Origin of the sequence: Cellulomonas sp. 73-92 (assembly GCF_001898175.1) — a bacterium.
In the GTDB taxonomy this organism is placed as follows: Bacteria; Actinomycetota; Actinomycetes; order Actinomycetales; family Cellulomonadaceae; genus Cellulomonas.
In genome coordinates, this window is record NZ_MKTH01000008.1 from 27,336 (window position 1) to 50,806 (window position 23,471).

Annotated in this window: 21 protein-coding genes; 8 read left to right on the plus strand and 13 right to left on the minus strand. The window is 76.9% G+C overall.

All coding sequences use genetic code 11. The features are described 5' to 3' along the window. Together BGO37_RS03630 and BGO37_RS03635 are read left to right on the plus strand one after the other, a co-directional pair. Positions 1-999: a MoxR family ATPase gene (locus BGO37_RS03630; RefSeq protein ID WP_291753004.1), complete on the plus strand. Its 999-nt coding sequence runs from the start codon at positions 1-3 to the stop codon at positions 997-999. A 7-nt stretch (positions 1,000-1,006) separates the two neighbouring features. Further along, positions 1,007-2,347, plus strand: a complete 1,341-nt coding sequence (locus tag BGO37_RS03635) for a DUF58 domain-containing protein (protein ID WP_291752369.1) — start codon at positions 1,007-1,009, stop codon at positions 2,345-2,347. A 25-nt stretch (positions 2,348-2,372) separates the two neighbouring features. On the opposite strand, the gene BGO37_RS03640 is transcribed toward BGO37_RS03635, so the two are convergent. Further along, a complete protein-coding gene (locus BGO37_RS03640; RefSeq protein WP_291752371.1) occupies positions 2,373-3,362 on the minus strand; it encodes a stage II sporulation protein M in 990 nt (329 codons plus the stop codon). 95 nt (positions 3,363-3,457) lie between these two features. On the opposite strand from BGO37_RS03640, the gene BGO37_RS03645 reads away from it, so the two are divergent. Next, positions 3,458-4,273: an RDD family protein gene (locus tag BGO37_RS03645; protein WP_291752374.1), complete on the plus strand. Its 816-nt coding sequence runs from the start codon at positions 3,458-3,460 to the stop codon at positions 4,271-4,273. Positions 4,274-4,383: 110 nt separating this feature from the next. Here BGO37_RS03645 and BGO37_RS03650 read toward each other — a convergent pair whose 3' ends face one another. Genes BGO37_RS03650 through BGO37_RS03665 form a run of 4 tightly spaced genes read right to left on the minus strand, consistent with a single transcriptional unit; the run spans position 4,384 to position 6,199 of the window. Next, entirely contained in the window at positions 4,384-5,316 is a 933-nt protein-coding gene (locus tag BGO37_RS03650) for a cation diffusion facilitator family transporter (protein WP_291752377.1), read from the minus strand. Positions 5,317-5,329: 13 nt separating this feature from the next. Beyond that, entirely contained in the window at positions 5,330-5,518 is a 189-nt protein-coding gene (locus BGO37_RS03655; RefSeq protein ID WP_291752379.1) for a hypothetical protein, read from the minus strand. A 28-nt stretch (positions 5,519-5,546) separates the two neighbouring features. Next, entirely contained in the window at positions 5,547-5,810 is a 264-nt protein-coding gene (locus BGO37_RS03660; protein WP_291752382.1) for a hypothetical protein, read from the minus strand. 23 nt (positions 5,811-5,833) lie between these two features. After that, complete coding sequence (locus BGO37_RS03665; RefSeq protein WP_291752384.1) at positions 5,834-6,199, minus strand: DUF3499 domain-containing protein; 366 nt, start codon at positions 6,197-6,199, stop codon at positions 5,834-5,836. 83 nt (positions 6,200-6,282) lie between these two features. On the opposite strand from BGO37_RS03665, the gene BGO37_RS03670 reads away from it, so the two are divergent. Both BGO37_RS03670 and BGO37_RS03675 read left to right on the plus strand, forming a co-directional pair. Next, entirely contained in the window at positions 6,283-6,777 is a 495-nt protein-coding gene (locus tag BGO37_RS03670) for a metallopeptidase family protein (protein WP_367188083.1), read from the plus strand. A 12-nt stretch (positions 6,778-6,789) separates the two neighbouring features. After that, positions 6,790-7,638, plus strand: a complete 849-nt coding sequence (locus tag BGO37_RS03675) for a glycosyltransferase family 2 protein (RefSeq protein WP_291752386.1) — start codon at positions 6,790-6,792, stop codon at positions 7,636-7,638. On the opposite strand, the gene BGO37_RS03680 is transcribed toward BGO37_RS03675, so the two are convergent. The 3 genes from BGO37_RS03680 to BGO37_RS03690 all read right to left on the minus strand — a co-directional run bounded on the left by BGO37_RS03680 (position 7,635) and on the right by BGO37_RS03690 (position 13,223). Continuing rightward, positions 7,635-9,188, minus strand: coding sequence for a DUF5719 family protein (locus BGO37_RS03680; protein WP_291752388.1), 1,554 nt, complete (start codon positions 9,186-9,188; stop codon positions 7,635-7,637). The two genes, BGO37_RS03675 and BGO37_RS03680, sit on opposite strands and share 4 nt — an antisense overlap. Further along, positions 9,185-12,805 carry a glycosyltransferase gene (locus BGO37_RS03685; RefSeq protein ID WP_291752391.1) on the minus strand — a complete coding sequence of 1,207 codons (3,621 nt, stop codon included), beginning with the start codon at positions 12,803-12,805 and terminating at the stop codon, positions 9,185-9,187. Before BGO37_RS03685 ends, BGO37_RS03680 begins: the two co-directional genes overlap by 4 nt. Positions 12,806-12,893: 88 nt before the next feature. Beyond that, positions 12,894-13,223 (minus strand): WhiB family transcriptional regulator, encoded by a 330-nt coding sequence (locus BGO37_RS03690; RefSeq protein ID WP_291752393.1) that lies wholly within the window; start codon positions 13,221-13,223, stop codon positions 12,894-12,896. Positions 13,224-13,376: 153 nt separating this feature from the next. Between BGO37_RS03690 and BGO37_RS03695 the strand changes: the two genes are divergently transcribed. Then, positions 13,377-14,108: a TIGR03089 family protein gene (locus tag BGO37_RS03695; protein WP_291752395.1), complete on the plus strand. Its 732-nt coding sequence runs from the start codon at positions 13,377-13,379 to the stop codon at positions 14,106-14,108. Here BGO37_RS03695 and BGO37_RS03700 read toward each other — a convergent pair. Beyond that, positions 14,080-16,161 (minus strand): glycosyltransferase family 39 protein, encoded by a 2,082-nt coding sequence (locus BGO37_RS03700; RefSeq protein WP_291752397.1) that lies wholly within the window; start codon positions 16,159-16,161, stop codon positions 14,080-14,082. The genes BGO37_RS03695 and BGO37_RS03700 overlap by 29 nt on opposite strands. A 158-nt stretch (positions 16,162-16,319) precedes the next feature. On the opposite strand from BGO37_RS03700, the gene BGO37_RS03705 reads away from it, so the two are divergent. After that, positions 16,320-17,072 (plus strand): class I SAM-dependent methyltransferase, encoded by a 753-nt coding sequence (locus tag BGO37_RS03705; protein WP_291752399.1) that lies wholly within the window; start codon positions 16,320-16,322, stop codon positions 17,070-17,072. 127 nt (positions 17,073-17,199) lie between these two features. On the opposite strand, the gene BGO37_RS03710 is transcribed toward BGO37_RS03705, so the two are convergent. Genes BGO37_RS03710 through BGO37_RS03720 form a run of 3 tightly spaced genes read right to left on the minus strand, consistent with a single transcriptional unit; the run spans position 17,200 to position 20,399 of the window. Next, entirely contained in the window at positions 17,200-18,141 is a 942-nt protein-coding gene (locus BGO37_RS03710; protein WP_291752402.1) for a lysylphosphatidylglycerol synthase domain-containing protein, read from the minus strand. A gap of 45 nt (positions 18,142-18,186) precedes the next feature. Continuing rightward, positions 18,187-19,458: a glycosyltransferase gene (locus BGO37_RS03715; RefSeq protein WP_291752405.1), complete on the minus strand. Its 1,272-nt coding sequence runs from the start codon at positions 19,456-19,458 to the stop codon at positions 18,187-18,189. Further along, positions 19,455-20,399, minus strand: a complete 945-nt coding sequence (locus BGO37_RS03720; RefSeq protein WP_291752408.1) for a glycosyltransferase family 2 protein — start codon at positions 20,397-20,399, stop codon at positions 19,455-19,457. The genes BGO37_RS03715 and BGO37_RS03720 overlap by 4 nt, the downstream gene beginning before the upstream one ends. Positions 20,400-20,699: 300 nt before the next feature. Here BGO37_RS03720 and BGO37_RS03725 point away from each other — a divergent pair, with 300 nt between their 5' ends. After that, complete coding sequence (locus BGO37_RS03725) at positions 20,700-22,223, plus strand: DUF2142 domain-containing protein (protein WP_291752409.1); 1,524 nt, start codon at positions 20,700-20,702, stop codon at positions 22,221-22,223. A 39-nt stretch (positions 22,224-22,262) separates the two neighbouring features. Here BGO37_RS03725 and manA read toward each other — a convergent pair whose 3' ends face one another. Then, positions 22,263-23,453 carry a mannose-6-phosphate isomerase, class I gene (gene manA / locus BGO37_RS03730; protein ID WP_291752411.1) on the minus strand — a complete coding sequence of 397 codons (1,191 nt, stop codon included), beginning with the start codon at positions 23,451-23,453 and terminating at the stop codon, positions 22,263-22,265. Between the last annotated feature and the right edge of the window lie 18 nt (positions 23,454-23,471).

The window sequence follows — 23,471 nt, forward strand, 5'->3', positions numbered from 1 at the left end:
GTGGCCCCCGACCGCCCCGAGGCCCCCACGGCGCCGGCGGCCGACCCCGGCGCACCCCTGCGCGCCGCGCTCGGTGCCGTCCGGGCCGAGGTCGGCAAGGCGGTCGTCGGGCAGGACGCCGCGGTGACCGGCCTGGTCATCGCGCTGCTGTGCCGCGGGCACGTGCTGCTCGAGGGCGTGCCCGGGGTCGCCAAGACGCTGCTCGTGCGCGCGCTGTCGGCCGCGCTGACCCTGGACACCAAGCGCGTGCAGTTCACGCCCGACCTCATGCCGGGCGACGTCACCGGCTCGCTCGTCTACGACGCGCGCACCGCCGAGTTCTCCTTCCGGCAGGGCCCGGTGTTCACCAACCTCCTGCTGGCCGACGAGATCAACCGGACGCCCCCCAAGACGCAGGCCTCGCTGCTCGAGGCGATGGAGGAGCGGCAGGTGTCGGTGGACGGCACGCCGCGCCCGCTGCCCGAGCCGTTCGTCGTCGTCGCCACGCAGAACCCGGTGGAGTACGAGGGCACCTATCCGCTGCCCGAGGCACAGCTCGACCGGTTCCTGCTCAAGCTGCTGCTGCCGCTGCCGCCGCGGCCCGACGAGATCGAGGTGCTCGAGCGGCACGCGCACGGGTTCGACCCGCGGGACCTGCGGGCCGCCGGCATCCGGCCGGTCGCCGACGCCGGCGTGCTGGCGGCGGCGCGCGCCCAGGTGGCCCAGGTGACGGTGGCGCGCGAGGTCGTCGGCTACGTCGTCGACCTGGTCCGCGCGACGCGCGAGTCGCCGTCGCTGTCGCTCGGCGTCTCGCCGCGCGGTGCCACCGCGCTGCTGGCGACGGCGCGGGCGTGGGCGTGGCTGTCCGGGCGCGGCTACGTGACGCCCGACGATGTCAAGGCGCTGGCCCACCCCACGCTGCGCCACCGCGTCCAGGTCCGTCCCGAGGCCGAGCTCGAGGGCGTCACCGCGGAGACCGTCCTCGACACGGTGCTCGCCTCCGTGCCCGTCCCGCGCTGAGGCGGCCGTGGCTATCACGTGGCGGGCGGTGGTGCTGACGGCGCTCGGCGCCGTCGCGGTGCTGCTCGTGCCGGTGCCCGGCACCGTGCTGGCCTGGGCCGCGGTCGTCGTCGTCCTCTGCGGGCTCGACGTCGCGCTGGCTGCCTCCCCGCGGCGCGTCGCGGTCTCGCGCGCCCTGCCGGGCTCCGTGCGCCTCACCCAGCCGGCCCGCTCCGTGCTGACGCTGGAGAACCGGGACACGCGGCGGGCGCGGGCCCTCGTGCGCGACGCCTGGCCGGCGTCGGCGCTGGCGCCGGCGGGCGACGGAGCCGCGCCGGGGTCACCGGCGTCGCTCGCGCGCCGCACGCCGCGGCACCGCGTCGACCTGCCGCCGGGCGAGGCCCGCCGCGTGGTCACGGACCTGCTGCCGACCCGGCGGGGCGACGTGCCGGCGGGCGCGGTGACGATCCGCACCGTGGGGCCGCTGGGGCTGGCGGGCCGGCAGGCGAGCCTCCCGGTCGGGGGGCGCCTGCGGGTGCTGCCGGAGTTCGCCTCCCGCCGGCACCTGCCGAGCCGGCTGGCGAGGCTGCGGGAGCTCGACGGGCGGGCCGCGGTCCAGGTCCGGGGGGCCGGCACCGAGTTCGACTCGCTCCGCGAGTACGTCATCGGGGACGACGTGCGCTCCATCGACTGGCGCGCCACCGCTCGCCGGGCGGACGTCGTCGTCCGCACCTGGCGCCCCGAGCGCGACCGGCGAGTGCTCGTCGTCGTCGACACCTCGCGGACGAGCGCGGTGCGGGTCGACGACGCCCCGCGGCTGGAGGCCTCGATCGAGGCGGCGCTCCTGCTGGCGACCCTCGCGACGCACGCCGGCGACCGGGTGGAGCTGCTCGCGTTCGACCGGCGGGTGCGGGCCCGGGTCGCCGGGAGCACCGGGCGGCGCGTCCTCCCGGCCTTCGCGGACGCCCTCGCGGGCATCCAGCCGGAGCTCGTCGAGGCCGACTGGGCGGGCATCGCGGCGCAGGTGCGCGAGCGGCTGACGCAGCGCGCGCTCGTCGTCCTCCTCACCGCGCTGGACCCGGCCGCGGTGGAGCAGGGCCTGCTCGACGTCGCCGGGCAGCTGACGTCGCGGCACGCCGTCGTCGTCGCCTCGGTCCTCGACCCGCAGGAGGAGACCCTCCGTGCGACGCGGACGACGAGCGCCGACGTCTTCGACGCCGCGGCCGCGGAGCGGGCCGGCCTGGAGCGTGCGGCCGTCGCGCAGCGGCTGCGGCGGCGTGGGCTGGACGTCGTCGAGGCGCTGCCCGACGAGCTCGCCCCCCGCCTGGCCGACGCCTACCTGGCGCTCAAGGCGGCCGGCCGCCTGTAGCCCCGCCGGGGCTGAGGATGCGACGTCAGCCGGCGGTGGCGACCGTGTAGCCGGCGAGGTCGGCCTGCATGTCCCCCGTCTCGCCGGCGCGGGCCGCACGGCGGCCGAGCGTCAGCGTGTACACCCAGAAGGCCGTCACGACGAGCAGGCCGATCGTGATCTTCACGCCCCACGGCAGGTGGGAGCCCGTGACGAAGGCCTCGACGAGGCCGGAGACGGCGAGCGTCGCCACGAGCCCGAGCGCGACGGTGACGAGGGCGCGGCCCTCGTCGGCCAGGGCGCGTCCCCGGGGCCGTGGCCCCGGGTCGATCCACGCCCAGAAGAGCTTGAGCCCGGCGGCGCCCGCGACGAACACGCTGGTCAGCTCCATGAACCCGTGCGGCAGGATCAGCTGGAGGAACACCCCGAGGTGGCCGTAGGAGGCCATGAGCCCGCCGGCCGCCCCGACGCTGATGGCGTTGCTGACCAGGAATCCCGCCGGCACGACGCCCGTGATCCCGCCGCCGATGCACAGCCACGTCAACCAGAAGTTGTTGCTCCAGACCATGGCCGCGAAGCCCGCGGACGGGTCGTAGTAGGAGGTGAACGCCTGGTCGACGTACTGCTGGCGCGCCTCCGGCGTCCCCATGGCGTCCAGGGCGGCCGGGTGGGTCGCCACCCACCAGCCCGAGACGACGCCCACGGCGACGAAGGCCACCGCCACGGCGAGGGTCCACCAGCGCAGCCGGTACAGCGCCGCCGGCAGCATGACCACCACGAAGCGCGTCACGAGCGACCAGCGCGGCGCGTGGGTGCCGGCGATCCGCGCCCGCGCCCGGCCGAGCAGCTGCGACAGCCGGGCGACGACCTCGGGGTCCGGGGCCGACGAGCGGACCACCGAGAGGTCGGTGGAGACGGCACGGTAGAGCCGGACGAGCTCGTCGGACTCCGCCCCGGACAGGCGCCGCCGGCGCGCCAGCGCGTCGAGCCGCTGCCAGGCCGGCGTGCGCGCGACGACGAGCGCGTCGAGGTCCATGGCCCCAGCCTGCCAGGCCCGGGCGGCGTCCCGGGCCGATACGCTCGCCGGGTGGCCCCCACCCGCAGCGCCGGCACGTCCCGCCGGGGGTCGGCGTGACCGACCAGGGGATCCTCACCGGTGAGGGCGTGCTGCTCGAGACCCGCCCCGCGGCGTTCGCGTCGCGGATGCTCGGCGGCCTCATCGACGCCGCCGCCTACGTCGTCGGCACGCTCGTGGTGCTCATGGTCGTCGGGGTCCTCGGCGGGGGCGGCGACTACTCGGCCGCGATCTTCTCGGTCCTGACCCTCGTCGTCGTGCTCGTGGTCGCCCCCGTGACGATCGAGACCCTGACGCGCGGCCGCTCCCTCGGCAAGCTGGCGATGGGGATGCGGATCGTGCGCGACGACGGCGGCCCGATCACCGTGCGCCACGCCTTGGTGCGCGCGCTCGTCGGCGTGGTCGAGCTGTGGGGCACGTCCGGCGTCGTCGCGATCGTCGCGTCCGCCGTCCACCCGCGGGGCAAGCGGCTCGGCGACATGCTCGCCGGGACGTACTCGGCGCGCGTGCGCGGGCGGCGGACCCCGGCGGTGACCGTCGTGATGCCGCCCTACCTGCACGGCTGGGCCGAGTCCGCGGACATCGCGCGGCTGCCGGACGGCCTGGCCCTCGCGGTGCGGCAGTTCCTCGGGCGCGCGAGCACGCTGCACCCGGCGTCCCGCGTCGAGCTCGGCACCCGGCTGACGGCCCAGGTGCAGGCCTACGTGCGGCCCCTGCCGCCCGCCGGCGTGCACCCCGAGGACTTCCTCGCGGCCGTCGTCGCCGCGCGGCGGACGCGGGAGCTGGCGGCCGAGTACCGCCGGCAGGCGCGGGCCACCGCCGACGCGGCGCTGCTGACCCGCCTGCCGCACGCGATCCCCGACCCCGACTGAGCTCGCCGCTCCGTCGAGCGCCCACGTCGTCGCCGAGACCGTGCGTTTCGAGCGTCGCTTCGGCCGGTCTCGATGAGGAGCTGGGCGCTCGGCGCTGCGGGCCTGCCGGCCTACGGGGTGCGACGCAGGTCCGGCTCCAGGTAGATGACCCGGGCGAGCGGCACCGCGGCGCGGACGCGGGCCTCGGCGGCGTCGATCGCCGTGGCGATCTCCTCGGCGGTCTCCCGGGCCGTCACCTCGACCTTGGCGGCGACCAGCAGCTCGTCGGGACCCAGGTGCACCGTGCGCAGGTGGATCACGGACGCGATGCCGGGCCCGACGAGGGCGGCGCCGATGGCGGCGACGTCGGCCGGCTCCGCGGCCTCGCCCACCAGCAGCGACGTCGTCTCGACGGCGAGGATCGCCGCGATGCTCACCAGCAGCAGGCCGATCGCGGCCGAGCCGAGGGCGTCCCACCGCCCGTCGTGCGTCGCCAGGGTCATCGAGACGCCGACCGCGGCGAACGTCAGGCCGAGAAGCGCGCCGGTGTCCTCCAGCAGCACCACGGCCAGCTCGGGCGCCTTGGTGCCCCGCACGAAACCCCACCACGTGCGCCCGCGCCGCGAGGGCGCCGACTCGTGCACGGCGGTGCGCAGCGACAGCGACTCCATGACCATCGACGCCGCCAGCACCGCCAGCGGCACCCACCACCAGCGCCCCTCGATCGGGTGCGGGTCGAGCCACTTGTGCCACGCCTCGTACAGGGCGAACAGGCCACCGAGCGTGAACAGGACGATCGACACGATGAACGCGTAGAGGAACCGCTCGCGGCCGTAGCCGAAGGGGTGGGCCTCGTCGGGCTCCCGCCGGGCGCGGCGGCCGCCGAGCAGCAGGAGCACCTGGTTGCCCGAGTCCGCCACCGAGTGCACCGCCTCGGCGAGCATGGACGACGACGACGTCAGCAGGTAGGCGACGAGCTTGACGGCCGCGATGCCCAGGTTGGCGGCCAGCGCGGCGACGATCGCGCGGACGCCGCCGCCGTGCCCGCCTGCCTCGTCGCTCACGCGGCGCCGCGCGTCACGTCGCGGGCGTGACCGGCCGGGCCTCGTCGGCCAGCAGCACCGGGATGCCGTCGCGGACGGGGTACGCCAACGGGCGCGTCGGGTCCGTCGACACCAGCTCGGGCCGGCCGTCGGGACCGACCCCGTCGACCAGCTCGGCGCCCGTCACCGGGCACCGCAGCAGGGCACGCGCCCAGGGCTCCATGTGCACCCTCCTCCTCGCGCCGGCGAGTCTACCGGGGGGCCTGCCGGCCACCGGCCGGGTCGATCCCCGTGACGTCCTCGCTGCTCAGCGGCGTGCCGTCGCCGTCCTCGTCGAACCACGCCGTGTGCTCGCAGCGCGGGCAGGAGACGAAGACGACGTTGCGGCCGCCGGCGACGCCCATGCGGATGCGCACCAGGTCCGTCGAGCCGCACGACAGGCACGCCTCGGTCCCCCGCGCAGGCGGCCCCGCCGGCTGCGCCACCGATCCCAGCGGCAGGGGCGCGCTGGGCACCCGCCGGCTCTCCTTGCGGCGTGTCACGCGTCGCCCTCGCCGTGCACCACCCGCAGGTGGCCGCGTCGCCGCTCCCCGGCGGCGACGACGGGCTCGGCGGCCGGCGCGGGCTCGGGCGGGCGCCCGGCCTCCCGCACCGCGTCCGCCAGGGCCAGCAGGTCGTCGTGCGACGGTGCGAGCGGTTCGAACTCCGGCAGCAGGCGCACCACCTCCCACCCGCGCGGGGCGGTGAGGCGCGCGGCGTGCTCGGCGCACAGGTCGTACGAGTGCGGCTCCGCGAGCGTCGCCAACGGCCCCAGGACGGCGGTCGAGTCGCCGTACACGTAGGTCAGCGTGGCCACGGCCGGGCGGCCGCAGGCGGAGCGTGAGCACAACCGGACGGATCGCACGGAGGTGACGGTACCGCCGCACGGTGACAACACCTGGGATCACAACGCCGAACCCCGGCCCGGCCGCGGCTAGAGTCGGCGCCGTGAGGTCGCTGCGTCGCTCGTCGTCCGCGGGCCTGCCCGCCCGGCGGGACGCGAAGCGCGGCGGCCAGCAGCCCACCGTCCCGCTCCGGCGGCGCGACCCGCACGGGCGCGGCCTGCGGGGCCCGCTCCTGCCGACCACGGCGCCCGCCTACCGCACGCGCGCCGAGCGCTTCGACGACCTGGTGCTGGACGCGGTCGACGAGCTGGAGCGGCGCTGGGCGCGCCAGCTCGAGGGCACCGAGTTCGCCGTCGAGGACGTGCCACCGTCCGGGCCGGCGCCGTGGGAGCACGGCGGCGTGCCGCTGGGGCGCTACTTCCCCGCCAACGCCGGCCTGCCGAACCGCATCGTCGTCTACCGCCGGCCCCTCGAGGCCCGCGCCACCGATCCGCTGGACCTGGCGGACCTCGTCCACGACGTCGTCGTCGAGCAGGTGGCGCACCTGCTGGGCCGGGCGCCGGAGGACGTGGACCCGGGGTACTCCGACGACTACTAGCCTGTCAGGACGATGAGCACCGCTACCGTCCGCGTCGTCTGCGTCGTGTACCACCCCGGCCCCGAGCTCGACGACTTCGCGCGCTCCCTGCGGGCCGCCGGCGCGGGCCTCGAGCTCGTCATCGTCGACAACGGCACCGACCAGTCGCGGTCCCGCGCGGTCGCCGACGAGCACGGCGCGCGGCTCGTCGTGCCGGGCGCCAACGTCGGGTACGGCGCCGGTGCCAACGCCGGCGCCGCGGACGCCCGGACCCCGTGGCTGCTCGTGTGCAACGCCGACCTCGTCTGGCAGCCGGGCTCGATCGACGCGCTCGTCGCCGCGGCCGGCGCGACGCCGCGGGTCGGTTCCGCCGGCCCCGCGCTGCTCAACCCCGACGGCACCGTCTACCCGTCCGCGCGCGAGCTGCCGTCGCTGACGCAAGGCGTGGGCCACGCGCTGCTGGTGCGGGTGTGGCCCGGCAACCCGTGGACCAAGGCCTACCAGGTGCGCCAGGAGACCGCGGGCGGCGCGCGCGCCGCCGGCTGGTTGTCCGGCGCCTGCCTGCTGCTGCGACGCGAGGCGTTCGAGCAGGTCGGCGGCTTCGACGAGAGCTACTTCATGTTCTTCGAGGATCTCGACCTCGGCGAGCGCCTCGGGCGTGCCGGGTGGACGAACCTCTACGTGCCGGCGGCCCGGGTGACGCACATCGGGGGCACGTCGTGGCGCTCACGGCCGGTGCCGATGATCCGCGCGCACCACGCCAGCGCCTACCGGTACCTCGCGCGCCGGTACTCCCGCTGGTACCACGCGCCGGTGCGGTGGGCGCTGCGGGCGGGGCTGGCCACGCGCCGCACCTGGGAGATCGTCGTCGCGTCCCGCTAGCGCCCGACGCCGAGCGTCGCGTCCTGGCGCACGACGACGGTCACCGGGTCGGTGACGACCGGCGCCGGCAGCAGCACCGAGGCGAGCACGCCGTCGTCCTGCGTGCGCTCGGCGACGAGCGCCCACGAGGCGCCGAGGTGGGCGTCCCCCGCCAGCAGCTCGATGCCGGTCACCTGCGCGGGGTCGGTCCCCAGGTCCGAGAGCTTCCAGGAACCCGTGCTGGCGGCGTCGATCTGCACGTCCTTGGTGGCCAGCACCCGGCCCGCCAGGCCCAGCACCCGAAGCGTGCCGGTGAGCGTGCCCGTGGCGGTCGCCTGGTCCCCCGCCGCGACGGCGCCGATGACGAGCGTGGTGTCCGTGCCGGTCGCCGGCACCGCGAGCCCGCCCCCGACGGGCGCGGCCGCGGCCCAGGCGCGGTCGACGCGCGGCGTGGGGTCGAGGTCGCCGGGCTTGCCGGTGCGGGAGAGCTCCATCGCCGCCACCACCGGCGACGGCGCGTCGACGACCACCGTGTAGGCGTCGGCCGGCACGCCGCCGAGCGGTACGTCCGTCACCTGTCCCCCGACGAGCGGAACCGAGCTCGAGCCGGGCACGTCGACGGGGCCGTTCGAACCGAGGAGCGTCACGGTCGCGGTCGTGGTGCCGCCGCCGGGCGCCAGGAGCCGCAGCACGGGCGCGTCCGGGGAGTTGCCCGTCGACGCCTCGAGGTCCACGCCCGGGATCACCTGGCGGGTCGCGGGCGCGGCACCCGCGACCACGAGGTCGAGGCCCGCCGGCGTGTACCCGCGCAGCGCGGAGTCCTGCAGCCAGGCCGCGACCTGGCCGCCGGCGGTGGACAGGTGCACGGCGAGGGCGCGCTGGTCGGGCGCGGCACCCCCGAGGCTGACGACCTTCTGCGCGTGCGGCGCGACGAGCTGCATGGCCGTCGGCAGGGTGACGGCGCCGTTCGGGCCGAACACCTGGACCGAGACCTCGGCGGTGGTGCTGCCCGGGTTGACGATGACGAGGTCGGCGGTGCTGCCCACGGCCGTCGACCCGCCGACGAGCCACGCGTCCGCGGCAGGCGCCTCGCACGTCGCGGCGGCGAGGCCGCGCAGGTCGCCGGCCGTCACCACGGAGCCGCTGACGGCGGCCAGGCGTGCGCTGCCCGCGCCCGTCTGGGCGCGCGCGACGAGCGGGCCGGCGGGGTCCGTGACGCCGGCCACACCGTTGCCGGACGTGGGCGTCGCGTACGTCCGCGCGCCGTCGAGGCTGCGCAGCGTGCCCGCCAGCGTGCTGCCGTCCGGCGGGACCGCCAGCAGGGCGACGTTCGTCAGGGGGGTCACCGGCGCCGAGCTGAACGAGCCGCTGCCGGTGGCCGCCTGCTGGATCAGGGGCCCGGGGCACACGGCGGTGGCGGGCGCCGGGGGGACGTCGACCGAGCCGGACGCGACGGGGGGCACCGGGACGGGCGCCAGCCGGGTCCCGGCGAGGACCACGGCGCCGGTGGCCGCGACGACGACGATCGCACCCGCGGTCCGCAGCACCCGCCCCAGCCAGACCCCGCTCACGGTCGCACCGCCCGTCGCCGGCGCAGCGGGATCGCCAGGAGCACCGTGAAGGCGCCGACGACGCCGACCAGCCACAGCCATCCGGTGCGCATCGGCGGCTCGTACCAGACGACGAGGTGGCCGCCGGTCGCGGGCACCTCGAAGGTCTGGCGCCAGCCGCTGTCGACGGCCCGCAGGGCGCGGCCGTCGAGCGTCGCATGCCACGCCGGGTCCGCCCGCTCGGCGAGGACCAGCGCGCGCGGCGACCCGGAAGCGTCGGCGCCGACCTGCGCGTCGACGCCCCGACCGTCGGCGGCCACGGCCGTCGCGGGCTTGCCGGCGTCGGTGGGGTCGGCGCCGGCGGGCAGCAGCCGCGCCCAGGCGCTGACGACGTCGGGGCCCGGGGTCCCGTCGTCGCGCGGCGCGGGGCTCAGGCGCCACAGCGTGCCGGTCTCGTTGTCCGTGACGCGCGCCAGGCCGGGGGTGGAGTCCAGGCGGCCGACGAGCAGCGCGCGTGCGGCGCCGGCGGCCGCGTCGCCCGCCGCGGCGGGTGGGACGAGCACGTCGGCCACCGCCAGGCCCGCCAGCCGGCCGGAGACGTCGGCGCTGGCCCCGTGGAACAGCTGGGCGGCGAGCGTGTCGACCTCCTCCGTCGCGGTGTCCGGAGGCGGCACCACGGGGGTCCGCAAGCCGCCGGAGAGCCCGCGGGTGGCCACCGCCGACGACGAGTCCACCAGCTGCGTGCCGTCGGCGCGCAGGAGCGTCCACGCCGCCCCGCCGCCGTCGTCGGACAGCGCGAGCACGCGCGCGGCGTTCGGCCCCTGCTGGACCTCCTGCGCCACGGCGGGCACGACGAGCCGGCCGAGCGGGCGCAGGGCGGTGGTGCCCGGCGCGGTCCAGGCCCACGAGGCGAGCGTGCCGACCGTGACGACGACCGCCACCACCGCCACCGCCGCGCTGACGGCCTGCCGCCAGCCGAAGGACCAGCGCGCGAGCCGTTCCCGCAGCCCCGCGGTGCCGAGCAGCGCCGCGCCCAGGAGACCGAGCAGGGCGAGCGACAGCGGGGCGCCCGTCCAGGCGGGGCCGACCGTGCCGCCGGCCACCACGACCGGGACGACCGCGACGAGGGACGCCGTCGCCAGCCCGAGCGCCGCGACGACCCAGCCGATCCGCACGCCGCGGGCCGCGGTGCGACCCCGCAGCAGCGCCAGCAGGGCGAGGACCAGCACCATGCCGCCCAGCGTGAGCGGCCAGACCTGCGCGACGCGGCCCGTCAGGCCGGCCGGCACGAGCGCGCCGCCGTCGACCGGCAGGCCGAGCAGCCGCTGCCACGGCGGGGCGGGCGTCGCCGCGACGGGCAGCCCCGGCTCGCCGACCAGCAGGCGCAGGCCGTCCTTGCCGCGCCGCCCCGCCTCGACGAGCAGCGGCGCCAGGACGGCCAGGGCCGGGACGGGGACGAGGAGCAGGCGCCAGCGGCGGCGCGGCACGGTGACGACGACGGCGAGGATCGCGAGGACCGCCGGGGCCAGGAGCACGGGCGCGCCCGCCACGGCGACGGCGAGCGCGAGCGCCGCCCCTGCCGCGGCGGTGATCGATCCGGTGGGATCGGGCGCACCGACGAGGCGCGCGACGCCGCCAGGTGGCGTGGCCGCCGGCCGCTGGGTCGGCACGACGCCGGCCGGTGCGTGCCGGCCCGCCGGCGACGCGTCCTCGGTCAGGACGGCGTGGGACTCGTCCGGGCCGGGCTGCTCGTCGTCCACCGTCGCCACGCGGATCTCCGGGTGCAGCCCGGCCGCGGGCCGTGGCGCGTCGTCGTCGCCCTCCGCCCAGGCGACGGTGCGCTGCGCCCGGGTGAGGGCCAGCGCGTGCTCGTCGGACGCGACGGCGGTGACCACGCCGGAGACCACCTGGTCGACGCGCTGCACGCCGCACGCGCGTGCGATCCCGAGGGCCACCCAGGGCAGCGCGACGTGCGCGACGACCGCGCCCAGCCGGCCGGACCCGACGGCGAGCAGCAGCGGCGGCGCGGCGGCCCACACGAGGGCCGCCCACGCCCGCACGCCGGCGGACCTGGTGGCGGCCCCGGCGGCCGCCCAGGCACCGAGCCCTGCGAGCAGCACCGACCCGAGCATGACCACCGCCACGACGCCGGCGAGGTGGCCGCCGAGGACGGCCGCCGGCAGCGCCAGCACCAGGAGCAGCGGGTCGGCGGGCCCGGCCGCGCCGAGGCCGTCGCGCACCCAGCCGCTCGTCGCCGCCGCCCAGGCGTCCCCCCAGGACGTCGTCGCGGCGGCGAGCGCGCCACCGACCAGCCGGCCCCCGTCGCCCACGACCGGACCGAGGAGCGGCCCGAAGCCGAGGGCAGACGCCGCGAGCAGCAGGCCGGCCAGGGCCCCGAGGGTCCACCTGCGGCGCGTCGCCACCGCCGCCAGCTCGCCGATCTCCAGCTCCGACGGGGCGCGCTGCACCTTGCGCGCCTCGAGGCGCGCCAGCCGGCGGTCCTGCGCCTGCATCCACACGTCGCGCCAGGTCGCCTCCAGCGCCCACAGCGCGCGTCGCGGCAGCCGTCGCGTCGCCGCGGCCCGCCGCCGCGCGCGCCACAGGGCCGCGGGCCGCGTCAGCGCGCCGAAACCGCCCCGCACCTCGTCGGCCGCGGCCGCCGGCTGGTTGAACGCCAGCTCCCCCACCGCCCGGACCAGCGTCGCCAGCACGGCGACCGCCGCGACGAGCGGCAGCAGCGGCAGGGGCGCCGCGACGAGGCGGCTGTGCACCACCGCGCGCCGCCGGCGGGCGAGCGAGCGGCGGGGGTCGGCGGCGTCGGCCGCGCCGTCGCCGTCGAGGTCGACGTCGGGGCCCGTGCGGCCGCGCAGCCCGTTGAAGCGTGCCTGGGCGTGCCGCACGACGGCGGAGGGCACGACGACCACGCGGTGGCCGGCCAGGCGGGCGCGCCGCGAGACGTCGAGGCCCGCCCCGAACTCGCCCAGCGCCGGGTCCGGCCCGCCGAGCGCGTCCCACACGTCGCGCCGCACGAGCGCGCCGGCGAGCCCCACCGCCAGCACGTCGGTGCGCCCGTCGAGCTGTCCCTGGTCGAGCTCGCCCGGCTCGACGTCGGTCATCCGGCGACCCCAGGGGGTGGTCCGCACGCCGACCTCGAGCAGCCGCTCGGGGTCGGTCCAGGTGCGCTGCTTGCTGCCCGCCAGCACCACCGAGGGCGCCCGGCCCACGGCCCGGACCAGCTCCGCGAGCGCGTCGGGGGCCGGCGCGCTGTCGTCGTGCAGCAGCCAGACCCACGGCGTGGCCTGCTCCTGGAGCGCCAGGTCCATGGTCGCCAGGCCGGCGCTGACCGCCCGCCCGAAGGTCGCCACGCCGGCGGCCGTGGTGCGCGTCAGGCGCGGCATGGGGCCCGGCGGGGCGGCGGCGAAGGCCTCGTCGAGCAGCTCGGGGACGCCGTCCGGGCCACCGACGTCCACCACGAGCACGCGCACGGGCCGGCGCGTCTGCGCCGCGAGGGCGGTGAGCGTGGTGGGCAGGTACCGGGTCAGCCCGGCGGTCACGACGACGGCGGTCACCGGCGCCGTCACGGGGATCCCGGACGTCGCCGTCGTCGGCAGCGCGTGGGTGGAGAGCGTGTCGGTCATGACCGCGCCATCATCGGACGCGGTCGGCGTGGGACCCGGGTGCGACACTCGCCCGGGGCCGATCCGTTCGCTGTGAACCGGCCGAACCTCAGACGACACGGCGCTTGAGCTTGCGCCGCTCACGCTCCGACAACCCGCCCCAGATGCCGAACCGCTCGTCGTTCGCCAGCGCGTACTCCAGGCACTCCGCCCGGACCTCGCACTGGGTGCAGACCTTCTTCGCCTCCCGCGTCGAGCCGCCCTTCTCGGGGAAGAACGCCTCGGGATCCGTCTGGGCGCACAGGGCGCGCTCCTGCCACGAGAGCAGGCCGTCGTCGTCGACGGCGTCGGCCGCGAACAGCGGCAGGACGTTGCCGGCGGGCGCCGGCGTCCGGGCGACGGAGGTGGCGTCCCCGTCGTCGTCGAGCAGGTTCCACATGGGTGCCTCCGTGGTGTTCTCTCGGGCTCAGGGCTGCTCGGTACGGGCGTGCCAAGGACTTGCGTTGAGGGAATTACACGCGTGTCGTTCAGGTGGCGTCAAGCCGAGCCGTGATATCCGGGCCACCCGGACGGGTGAACTTAGGCTGGGCGCGTGACCGGCTCCCCCGTGACGTCCCTGCACACCCGCCTGGCCCGTGCCGCCAGGCCCGCGCTGACCTGGTACGGCGACGGCGGCGAACGCGTCGAGCTGTCCGGCCCGGTGCTCGCGCAGTGGGTGACGAAGGCGTCCAACCTGCTCGTGGAGGAGCTCGACGCGGGCCCAGGCTACCGGGTGCTCCTCGACCTCCCGGGCCACTGGCGGGCGGTCGTGTGGGCGCTGGCGGTCTGGCGGGTGGGCGCCTGCGTCGTCGTGCCCGACGAGGCCGGCGCGGCCCCCGGCGAGGACGCTGTGCTCACCGCCTCGCCCTCGTCGTTCCCGGGCCGGCACGGGGTCGTGGCGGTGGCGCTGCCGGCGCTCGCGCGCTCGTTCCCCGAGCCCCTGGCCGACGGCGTGCTCGACGGCGCGACCGTCCTGTCCTACGGCGACGCGCTGGGCTACGTGCCGGTGGCCGACCCCGGGGCCCCGGCGCTGGCCGGCCCCTCGGGGGCGGTGACCTACGCCGGCCTGGTGCGGCCCGGGGCCGACGCCGGACGCGTGCTGCTCGACGCGACCGCGACGCCGCTCGACGGGCTGCTGCGTGCCGTGCTCGACGTGCTGGCCGCCGACGGGTCGGTGGTGCTCGTCGGCGGCGGCTACGCCGAGCAGCTCCGGGCGGACGACGAGCGCCGGGCGCGGCTGGTGGCGAGCGAGCACGTCACGGCGTCGGCGCCGACAGCTGGGTGAGCGACCCGTCCGGGGCGAGCGACCACGCCCACACCGCGTCGTTGCGCGTCACGACCGCCCGGGGCGGGCCGGAGATCCGGCGCTCCCACTGCGTGCCGACGACGTTCGGCGCGAACGGCACGGAGTTGGGGTCGAACCCGAGCGGCGTCGGGTCTTCGGACAGCACGACGAGCGCGCCGCCCCACGCCCGGGCCACCTGCGCCAGCTGGTCCCGCGACGGGTTGTCGGTGAACTCGACGACCTCGACGCCGCAGATCACGCGCAGCGTCGCCAGGTACTTCCACGGCGCCGACTTCACCCACACCACCCGGGTCGCGCCGATCCGCTGGAGCGCCGTGCACGTGCCGTCGACGAGGGACAGCTGGCCGCCGAGCTCACGGTGCGCCGCCACGGGGAACCAGGTGGACACCGGCACGGCGATCGTGGCGATCACCACCAGCGCCGCCGGGACGCGCCAGAACCACCGGCGGCGTTCCCACGCCGCGGCGAGGGCGATCACCGCGAGCACCACCGCGGCCGGCAGGGCCACCGGCAGGAGCCGCCGCACGGCCCAGATCTGGTCCGGCGTGATGGCGGGCGCCACGAGGTAGAGCGTCGACCCGGCCACCGCCATAGACGCGAGCGCCGCGGCCGCGACGTCGCGGCGCACGGCGATGCGCCGCACCACGACCACCGCCCCGACCGCGGCGGCGACGAGGGTGGGCCAGCCCAGGTACCAGGCGAGCCACGTCAGCGTCCGCTCGTCGTACGTGCGGGTCCCGTCCGGCGGCAGGCCCTCGGCCCCCTGGACCTCGGCGATCGCCTGTGCCGCGGGGCTGCCGGCGGGCGCGCCGCGCACGGTCAGCCACAGCGGTCGCGAGGCCAGGACCACGAACGCGGCCACGACGAGCACCTGGCCGGCCGTGCCCAGGGCGCGCCGGTGCCGGCCCAGCCAGGCCCGCACCCGGTCGCGCAGCCGGGAGTCCAGCACGGCACCGACGACGACGAGCAGCGCGGCCGTGCCACCCAGCAGCAGCGCGAGCTGGGAGCTGAGGTCGTCCAGGTAGTCGGGCGACAGGAGCACGAGGTCGACGAGCCCGAGCGCGCCGATGCCGCCCATGACGGCCAGCGCGAGGGCGGCGTGGCGGGCCAGGCGGCGCCGCTCCTCGGGGTCCTCGGCGGCGAGCACCACGCACGCCAGCCCGAGCGCGGCGCCCGCGACGACCAGCGCGCCGTCGATCCGCGCGGCGGCCGCCGCACCCACCATGCCGCCGGCCAGCGCGAACGCGCCGCCCGAGGGGCGCTGCCGGGCGCCGATCAGCATCGCCACCCCGCCGAACGTCAGCGCCAGGACAAGCGGCTCCGTGTACGCCGACCGCGTGAAGGCCAGCATCGGCAGGGCGCACGCGACACCCGCGGCCGCGAGCAGCGACCACCACGGCCCGACGAGCCTCCGCGCGACCGCGAAGACCGCCACGATCGCCACCGCACCGACCAGGACGTTCGCCCACAGCACGGCCGGCGGGCCGCCCGCCCAGCCCACGGTGGCCAGCAGGGCGGGCAGCGCGCTGTTGCCCTGCGGCAGCAGGACGCCGCCGTGGACGGTGAAGCCGTCGGTCGCCGCGCTCGCGCCGGCCACCGCGCCCTGGAGCGCCGAGCCGACGGGGATCCGGGACGACGGGTGGGTCGTCAGCCACCAGGCCTCGAGCGTGAGGAACCCCGGGTCGCGCTGCACGACCACGTACCGACCGGCCGTCGCGACGCCCCACCCGCTCCACCCACCCACCAGCGTGAGCAGGCCGACGATGGGGCCCACCCTGCCGCCGGCCGGCGGCGGGGGCACCAGGCGCCAGGTCAGCGCGACGAGCAGCGCCCACAGGGGCAGCACGACGAAGGGGCGGAACTGTCCGACGAGCGTCGCGCCCAGGGCGGGCACCGTCAGGCAACCGAGGATCACCGGGAGCCGGTCCGGCAGCTCGCGCAGCAGCCGGACGCCCCGGCCTCCTCGCCGGGACGAGGTCACGTGCCGGGCCGGCACCGCCTCGGACGCCGCGGCGATCTGGTCGACCACCACCTCACACAACCATCCGGCGCGTGATCCCGCGCGGCAGGTCCGAGGCACGGGCACCTGCACCGTCGCCAGTGGCGCCGCGGACGGAGGGCCGGCGCTCGGCGGATCGGGCTGCCGGCGCTCGGCGGGCGGCGGCGACCACGCCCCTCTACGGTCGAGGCGTGCCGCAGCCCCCGAGCCGACTGCCCCCGCTGACCTGGTGGGGGACGATGCGCTGGGCCGCCCTCGGCGCCCTGCTGCCCACCCGCCGCGACCTGCTCGTCGTCGAGCTCGGCTGCGGCTTGGGGGCCTTCGGCGCCCGGCTCGCCTCGACCTACGCGCGCTACGCCGGCGTCGAGCCGGACGCGGCCTCGGCCGCCGTGGCCCGCGAGCGCGTCGCGCCCTGGGCGGGGCTCGTCGTGCCGTCCGTCGCCGACCTCCCGGCGGGCGAGGCGGGGCTGCTGTGCGCGTTCGAGGTGCTCGAGCACCTGCCCGACGACGCCGGGGAGCTCCGCCGCTGGTGCCGCCTCGCGGCGCCCGGCGCGCTCGTCGTCCTCTCCGTCCCCGCGGAACCGCGGCGCTTCGGTCCGTGGGACGAGAAGGTCGGGCACCTCCGCCGCTACAGCCGCGAGACCGTCGCGGAGCTGTTCCGCGCCGCCGGCGTGGAGCCGGTGCGGGTGGTCCACTACGGCTACCCGTTCGGGTACGCCCTCGAGGCGGCGCGCAACGCGGTCGCGCGGCGGCATGCCGACGAGGTCCGCGGCGTGCCGGTAAACCGGCGCACCGAGAGCTCGGGCCGGCAGCGGCAGGCGCGCAGCGCGGCGATGGGCGCGCTGCGGGCCGGCGTCTCGCGGCCGTTCCTCGCGTGGCAGGGCCGCCACCCGGACCGGGGTCCCGGGATCGTCGCGCTCGGCCGGGTCACCGGCGACGCCTGACGCAGCGGACGACGAGGGGCGGCGCCCCTGCCGGACCGGCCGAGCCTGAGCCAGCCGACCACGAGCTTCCTCACCGCCAGGCTGGACGGGTCGCACGGCCGCCGCCGCAGTCCCGCCTGACCGACCGTCACCGGTCCGACGGCGCCCGGTCTTCTCCCCGGGTCGACGCCGTCGCGGGCGAGGGCGCGCGGCGGGTGAGCACGTAGCCGGCGGCCGCCATCGCGACGTCGACGACGGTCTGGACCAGGCGCGTGACGATGACGAGGACCACGGCGGACCCCGCGGGCAGGGCGCCCGCGAGCAGCACGCCGAGCACGAGCTCGCGCGGCCCGAGGCCCGCCGGGGCCACCACCACGACGAAGCCGGCCACCCAGGCGATGGCGTAGGCGCCGATCACCGCCACCAGCGACGACCGGCCGAGGCCCAGCCCGAGGCCGACGAGCCACACCTGGAACCCGACGACGCACCAGCCGAGCAGCGCCCACCCCGTCGCGGCCGCGGTCCCCCGCGCGGTCATCGGGTGCTCGAGGGGCTCGCGTCGCAGGACGCGCATCGCCAGCGCGAGCAGCCGGTTGAGCACGGCGGGCGCCAGGAACGCCAGCGCCACGGGCAGCGAGAGCCACAGCCAGCCGCGCGCCGCGATCGAGCGTCCGGACAGGACGAGCAGCGGGACCGCCGCCACGAGGGCGGTGGCGATCGCCACGACGGTGGCCACGGCGATGGCGCTGAACGAGCGCCGGCGAGGGACCTGCCGGTCCAGGCCCAGCTCGCTGGCGGCCACCATGTGCCACACGCCGCCGGGGACGTACTTGCCGATCTGGCTGAGGAAGAACACCTCGAACGACGCCCGGACACCCAGCCGGGAGCCGAGGTCGGTCAGCACCGCGCGCCAGCTGGCCCACGTGCACCCGAGGTAGACGACGTTCACCGCGACCGCCAGGAGCGCGTTGCCGAGCGGGAGCCGATGCAGGGCGGCGACGATCGGGCCCCAGTCGCTGGCGATCGCGTAGGCCGCACCGGCCAGCGCCACGACGACGAAGCCGATCCGGACCCATGGCGACCTGAGCACGCCGAGCACCGCCGTCACGCCTCCCTCACGGCCGACCGGTGCCCATCATGGGGCAGCGCCCTGCTGCTTCCCGCGCAGGCGCGCGTCCAGCTCGCCCACCACGGTGACCGGCGCGAACGCCAGCTCGGCACGTGCTCGTGCCGCGCGCCGCAGCCGGCCGAGCCGCTCGTCGTCCGCCGCCAGGTCCCGCAGCGCCGCCGCGAGGGCCGGCGCATCGCCCGGCGGGACGAACCAGGCAGCGTCACCGAGGGCGCGGCGCTGGGGCGGCGTATCGCTCGTGACGATCGCGCAGCCCGCGGCGGCGCCCTGGAACACCTTCGTCGGGACGACGCGGCGTGCCTTGTCGGTGGTCCCGACGATGCCGAGGCAGACGTCGTGGCGCGCGACCAGGCCCGGCAGCTCGTCGGCCGCCACCCAGGGCAGGCGCCGCACGCCCGGGACGCCACGGAGGACCGCGTCCGCCGCGGCCGCGTCCTGCCCGCCGCCGACGACGGTCGCCGTCACGACGCCGTCGAGCTCGCGCAGCGCCGCCGCGATCGTCGTCGTGCCCTGCAGCGGCGTGAAGAGCCCAAAGAAGATCACCGAGAGCGGCCTCGTGCCTGCCGGCACGACACCCGCGACGTTCGTCACCGACCCGGCATCGAGGTCCGCCGGGCCGGTCCTCGGGTCGGTGCCGGGGTCGGGCAGGCTCGTCGCTGAGGCGCCGACGGTCGGGCGCGTCGTCGTCCCGGCATCCAGGCCGACCGCGCGCCCGGCGGCGAACCAGCGTTCGTCGGCCCCGACCGGGACGACGACCGCTCGCGGCCGGACGCGCGGCGGCAGCTCGGCGAGGCGCTCGTCGGTGTCCACCACCACGACGTCCGCGCGCCCGAGCGCGAACCGGTCGAGCGCGGCCAGGAGCCACCGGACCGGCGTGGTGCCGACGCCCCGGTCGGTCGCGGTGCCCGCGCCCGAGACGAGGTAGTCCAGGACGACCGGCGCCGGGCGCGTCAGGAGCCGCACGAGCCCCACGTCCAGGTGCCCGAGGTGCCCGACGAGCACCGCGTCCGGCGGCGGCCCGAAGCGCATCCGCCGCCGCAGCCGGGGCACCAGGCGCCACCAGGCGCGCCCGACCGCGGCGACGATCCCCGGCACCGCCGCGGGGTCGCGCAGGGCTCGGACCCGGCGATCCGTGCCGACGCCCAGGGGCTCGACGACCTCGTCGACCCGCCAGCCACGCGCCCGCATCCCCTCCACGAGCACGCGGACGCGCGGGTGCGCGTCGGCGTCGTAGGTCCCCGTCGCCAGCAGCACGGGGCGGGGCTCGTCGTCGTTCACCGGCGGTACTGGATCTCCTTGATGCGCTCGAGCTGGTCCTCCAGCAGCCGCCGGTTGGTCCGCAGGAGGTCCGCCAGGACCCCGAGGGCCAGTGACAGCAGGGATGCCACGGCCATGATCGCGCCGAAGATCAGCGACTGGACGTTGCCGGTGTGCTCGGGGTGGATCGCCCACAGGATGACGAAACGCACCATGGGGACCAGCGCCAGGACGGCGAACACGGCCGCGAGCGAGAAGAAGACGCCGTAGGGCTTGTACATCAGGTACGAGCGGAGGATCGCCGAGCCCGACCGGCTCACGTGCTGGAAGTCGTTCCGGAACAGCCGCGACTCGCGGGTCTTGGGGTTGGTCTCGATGGGCACGCTCGTGATGCGCAGGCGCTTGTGGCCGGCCTGGATGATCGTCTCCATGGCGTAGCTGAAGTCGGTGACGATGTTGAGGCGCAGCAACGCCGCGCGCGAGTAGGCGCGGAAGCCCGAGGGCGCGTCGGGCAGGTCCGTGTCCGCCGCGACGTTCACCACGCGGCTCCCGACGCGCTGCAGGAGCTTCTTGGACGACGAGAAGTGCGCGATCCCGTCGGTCTGCCGGTCGGCGATCACGATGTCGGCCTCGCCGGCGAGGATCGGGGCGACGATGTCGCCGATGCGCTCCTGCGGGTACTGGTTGTCGCCGTCGGTGGTCACGACGATGTCGGCGCCGTGCGCGAGCGCATAGTCGATGCCGTCGCGGAAGCTCCGCGCGAGGCCGGCCGTGCGGGTGTGCCGGAGGACGTGCTTCACCCCGTGGGCGTCCGCGACCTCGGACGTGCCGTCCGACGAGCCGTCGTCGATGACGAGCACCTCCAGCTCGTCCACGCCGTCGATCCGCGCCGGGATCGAGTCGAGGACGGCCGGGAGCGTCGCCGCCTCGTCGAGGCACGGGATCTGGACGAAGACCTTCACAGAGGCACTCTCGCCCCGCGGACGCGGAACGGCACGCCGGAGCGACAGCGCTGCGAGCGAACTCGGAGCGCCACGCGCGTTCCGAGCCCTCCCCCGGAGCCCGCCCGCGGTGGGCCTTGTGGCACCTCGGGCGCGGATGGCGCGCCGCCGTGGCGCGCCGTTTCCCAGCCGCCCCGGCCTTCGGGGTGGGACACTCCGGCAGTGACTCGCGGCGCCGCCACCACCCCCGCCCTCGCTGCGTCCGATCCCGTCGCGGCACCACCCCTTGTCTCCCGCGTCCGACGGCCTGTTCTGGGTTGGGTGGGGCTGGGACTCGCCCTCGCGGCGCTGCAGGCGATCTGGTCGGTCTCGATACCGCTCATGGCCTCGCCCGACGAGCCGTCGCACGTGGTTCGCGCCGCGGCCGTGGCGCGAACCCAGTGGAGCGCAGCCCCGTCAGGGGCCCAGGCCGACCCCGCCGAGCCCGGCCCCCCGGCGACCGTGCACCTGCCCTCCGACTACCTCGCGGTCAGCCGGCTGTCGGCCTGCTTCGCGCACCTGCCGTACGTGGCCGCCTCGTGCCAGCAGCCGATCCCCGCGCCGGACGGGACGACGGTCGCCGTCGACACCTTCGCGGGCCAGTACCCGCCGCTGTACTACCTGCTCGTGGGCTGGCCGTCCCTCTTCTTGTCCGCCAAGGCGAGCGTCTACGCGATGCGCCTGGTCTCCGGCGTCATCGCCGCGGCGCTGACGGTGTGGGGCCTGTACCGGCTGCGCACGACGACTCTGCCGGCGGCGTGGACATGGGCCGCCGTCGCCGCCCTCACCCCGATGACCCTGTTCGTCGGGGCCATGGTCAATCCCCAGGGGCTCGAGATCTCGTCGGCCTTCGCGTTCTGGGCAGCGTGCCTCGTGCTCGCCCGCTCCTCGGGCACCCCCAGCCGCGGGACCCTGGTGCAGCTCGCCCTCAGTGGGGCGCTGCTGCTCAACACGCGCGCGTCCGGCCCGGTCTGGGCGCTGACGATCGTGGTCGTCGCGCTCGTCGTCGCCCCCAAGGGCCGGCTGCGGCTGCTGCGGAAGCTGCCCTCCGTCCGATGGACCCTCGCCATCGGAGTGGTGGCCGGCCTTGCCGCCGCCACCTGGGTCGCAACGCATGGGGCCATCGCCACCGGCGACCGGCGGTACCCCGAGTTCACATCACCGTTCCGGGCGGCGTGGTTCGAGCTGGCGCAGACCGCCGAGCACCTGCTGCAGATGATCGGCAACTTCGGTTGGCTCGACACCCCCAGCCCGATCCTCACCGTCATGGTCTGGATCGCCCTGGTCGGCACGCTGCTCGCGGTCTCCGTCGCGGCGGCAGGGGGCCCGCTCCGGGTCGCCCTGCTGCTGAGTGCCCTCGCCGTCGTCGTGATGCCCGTCGCGCTCCAGGTCCCCACCGCGGCCGACACCGGCCTCATCTGGCAGGGGCGCTACACCCTGCCGATCGCCGTCGGCGTCCCGATGGTCGCCGCCATCGCCCTGACGTCCGTCGCCGGTCCGTTCGACGAGCTGGCCCGCCGCATCGTGCGGTGGATGGCCGTCCCTGCCGTCGCGATGGCGCACGTGGCCGCGTTCTGGTGGGCGATGCGCCGCTACGCCGTCGGCGTCGACGGCCGGCTCCTGACGCGGTCACCCGAGTGGTCGTCGCCGCTCGGATACCTCACCGCGGTGGCCGTCTACGCGGTCGCGGTGGCCGTCGTCGCCTGCGTCGCGTGGTTCACCCTGCGCCCCTCGGGGGCGACGAACGCGCTCGCACCCACCTCGGACGAGGCGGCGGACGAGCTCGGCGCCCCGGCAGCCGCCTGACCGGAAGGCTGTGGTGCGCCGTGGGCGCCGCCCCGGCCGTCAGGGCACGTCGGCCTGGACGAGCCTTCCTGCGCCACGGACCGTGAGCCGGCCGTCGGCCGCCGGGACGAACGCCGCCTGGCCCCGGCCGAGCGTCAGGGCCCCGTCGTCGCTCGTCGCGACGTGGACCTCGCCCTCCAGGCACAGCAGGATGCGCGGGCCGCGGCCCGGCAGCGGGTGGTCGCCGTCGTCGGCCGGTTCGGTGACGGACAGCTCGAAGTCGTCGACCGGGGCGTAGAAGACCTTCGTCGCGCCGTGGAACACCTCGGGCGCGATGCGGATCGGCGGGGCCGCGACGTAGTCGACGTTGCGCAGGAGCTCCGGGACGTCGACGTGCTTGGGCGTCAGGCCGGCGCGCAGCACGTTGTCCGAGCTGGCCATGATCTCGACGGCCACGCCGCGGAGGTACGCGTGCACGCCGCCCGCCGGCACGAACATCGCCTCGCCGGGCTGCAGCGTCACCGGGTTGAGCAGCAGGCTCGTGACGACGCCGGGATCGCCGGGGTACTCCTCCTGCAGCAGCAGCACGGTGCGGTCGGCGCGCGGGGAGGGTGAGCCCGCGCCGAGGCGTTCGGCCGAGGCCTTCGCCACCTGGGCGACCTCCTCGGGCCCGGGCCGGGTCGTCGCGTCGAGCAGGTGGGTGAACGCCGCCCGGATCCCCTCGCTCGTCGGGCGCTCGACGAGCAGAGCGTGCAGCTGCCGGGCGAGCGGCGCGTCGAGGCCGGCGAAGAGCTCCGCCGCACGGCGCGGGGCACGGAAACCGCACATGGCCTCGAACCGGGTGATCGCGAACACGAGCTCGGGCTTGTGGTTGCGATCCTTGTAGTTGCGGTGCGGGGCGTCGAGCGGCACGCCCGCCGCATCCTCCTCGTCGAACCCCTCGCGCGCCCGGTCGATGTGGGGGTGCACCTGGAGGGACAGCGGGCGCTCGGCGGCGAGGACCTTGAGCAGGTACGGGAGCTGGGGGCCGAAGCGGGCGACGACGTCCGGGCCGAGGGCGGCCTCCGGTGCGGCCGCGACGAGGGCCTCGAGGGTCCCCGCGTCGTGAACCACCCTCGACGGCGCCGAGCGGTGCATCCCGAACCACGCCTCGGCGATCACCCCACCGTCCGGCTCCACCCCGAACATGGCGTGCAGGGCGTCCGCGGACCCCCATGCGTAAGGCTGCGTCGCCTCGCTGATGCGGAACACGATCACCTCGTCGTCGGG